Genomic DNA, 1,727 nt, shown 5'->3' with positions numbered 1-1,727 from the left:
GTGACGTTGCCCCCAGTTTCTATCCAGTTTTGAGTTCGCTTCCGGCGTGGGTTGTGCCCTGCTGGGCGGGTGAAGCGACGGGCGCTGGCGCGGAGCTTTTCGCATAGCGCAGCGCGAGCGACCGTCGCGGATTGAAGGTGGTAGCGAACTCGGCCGGTGTCTGCCAGGCGATTTGGGAGTGCGGCCGCGCGGTGTTGTAGTCGGCGCGCCACAGGGCGATGGAGACCCGCGTCTGAGCCAGCGAAGTAAACAGCGTCTCGTTGAGCAGTTCATCGCGCAGTCGGCCGTTGAAGCTCTCGATGAAGCCATTATCCGGCATGATGTTCTTGGTGCCATCGTTTGTTCGGTACGTCAGGTTCGTTAAGCTTGGCGCATCCGGGCCACGGGGCACCGGGAGCACGCAAGTGCGGGCAGGCCGTCGTATGCAGATGAACTGCGAGTTCGAGCACATTATCTGGCCGCCCCTACGACTCGCCCGGATGCGCTGCGAGCGCGGATCCGTATTTGTCGTGTTGCCCGCTCGCTCCCTGTTCGTGACCAACGATGGAGGGAACCGTGCGTGTTATCGGCATGGACATACACCGCGTAGCCGCCGAGGTCGTTGCTTGATGGCGAGATCGTCAAGCTCGGCCGCGTTCAAATGCTGCGCAATAAGCTCGAGGAGTTCGCCAGGAAGGAACTCACCCACGATGATCATGTGGTGATCGAGGCTATGGGCAATGCTGCTGCCGTCGCTGAAGTGCTGTCACCCTACGTCGATCGGATCGTGATCGCCAATCCCAAGCAGGTGCACATGATCGCGCACGCGAAGGTGAAGACTGACACGATCGACGCCACTGTCCTTGCGAAGCTCTACGCCTCGGGCTTTCTGCCGGAGGTCTGGGTTCCGGATCCGGGGACCCTTACCCTCCGAAGACAGGTCACCAGGCGGACACAGCTGGTTCGCCAGCGTTCGCGGCTGAAGAACCTGATCCAGTCAATCCTCCACGCCCACCTGATCCCGCCGTGTCCGCATGGGAACCTCGTCGGGATCAGCGGGCGCAAATGGCTGACGAGGCAAATATTGCCTGCGGATGAGCGCGCCGCCATCGAGCGCCACCTCGGCTTGATTAACCAGATCAACGAGGCGTTGACGGTAGTCGAGCCCGGATATCGCCGTACATGCCCTTCAGGATCCGACAATCCGCCGCCTGATGACGTTGCCCGGCCTCGACGTCACCGTGGCTGCGAGCGTTGCCGCGGCAATCGGCGACATAGGGCGCTTCAGCGATCCACAGAAGCTCGTTGCCTATCTTGGCCTGAATCCCAGCGTGCGGCAGTCCGGTGAGGGGCCAGCCTATCACGGGCGCATCACGAAGCAGGGCCGCGGCCATGCGCGGGGGATGCTGGTCGAGGCGGCATGGGCGGCGGTGCGATCGCCAGGACCTCTTCGCGCCTTCCACAAGCGGATCGCCTCGCGCCGCGGGAAGCACATCGCGGCCGTCGCCACTGCGCGCAAGCTTGCAATGATCATCTGGCACATGCTGAGCAAAGATACCGACTACATCTGGGCCCGGCCGGCCTTGCTCGCCCGCAAGTTCAGATCGGTCGAGCTGCGTGCCGGCCTTCCGACCAGCCATGCCAGACGCGGCACCGCCTTCGACTACAACATCCCGGCCAAGCGCGCCGAAGAACGATCCCGCGTCGAGAAGGCGGAAGCTGCCTATGCAGCAGCGACTTCCCGATGG

At 63.2% G+C, this 1,727-nt stretch carries 2 pseudogenes; one reads left to right on the top strand and one right to left on the bottom strand.

What is annotated here, in order from left to right:
• Positions 1-19 precede the first annotated feature (19 nt).
• A pseudogene (locus NKI24_RS35690) lies at positions 20-310 on the bottom strand (integrase core domain-containing protein); the annotation flags it as partial.
• 245 nt (positions 311-555) lie between these two features.
• On the opposite strand from NKI24_RS35690, the pseudogene NKI24_RS35685 reads away from it, so the two are divergent.
• Positions 556-1,727 (top strand): annotated as a pseudogene (locus tag NKI24_RS35685) (IS110 family RNA-guided transposase); the annotation flags it as partial.

Source organism: Mesorhizobium sp. M0701 (genome assembly GCF_040320365.1).
Classification (GTDB): Bacteria; Pseudomonadota; Alphaproteobacteria; order Rhizobiales; family Rhizobiaceae; genus Mesorhizobium.
This window is presented reverse-complemented; position numbering and strand designations above follow the sequence as displayed.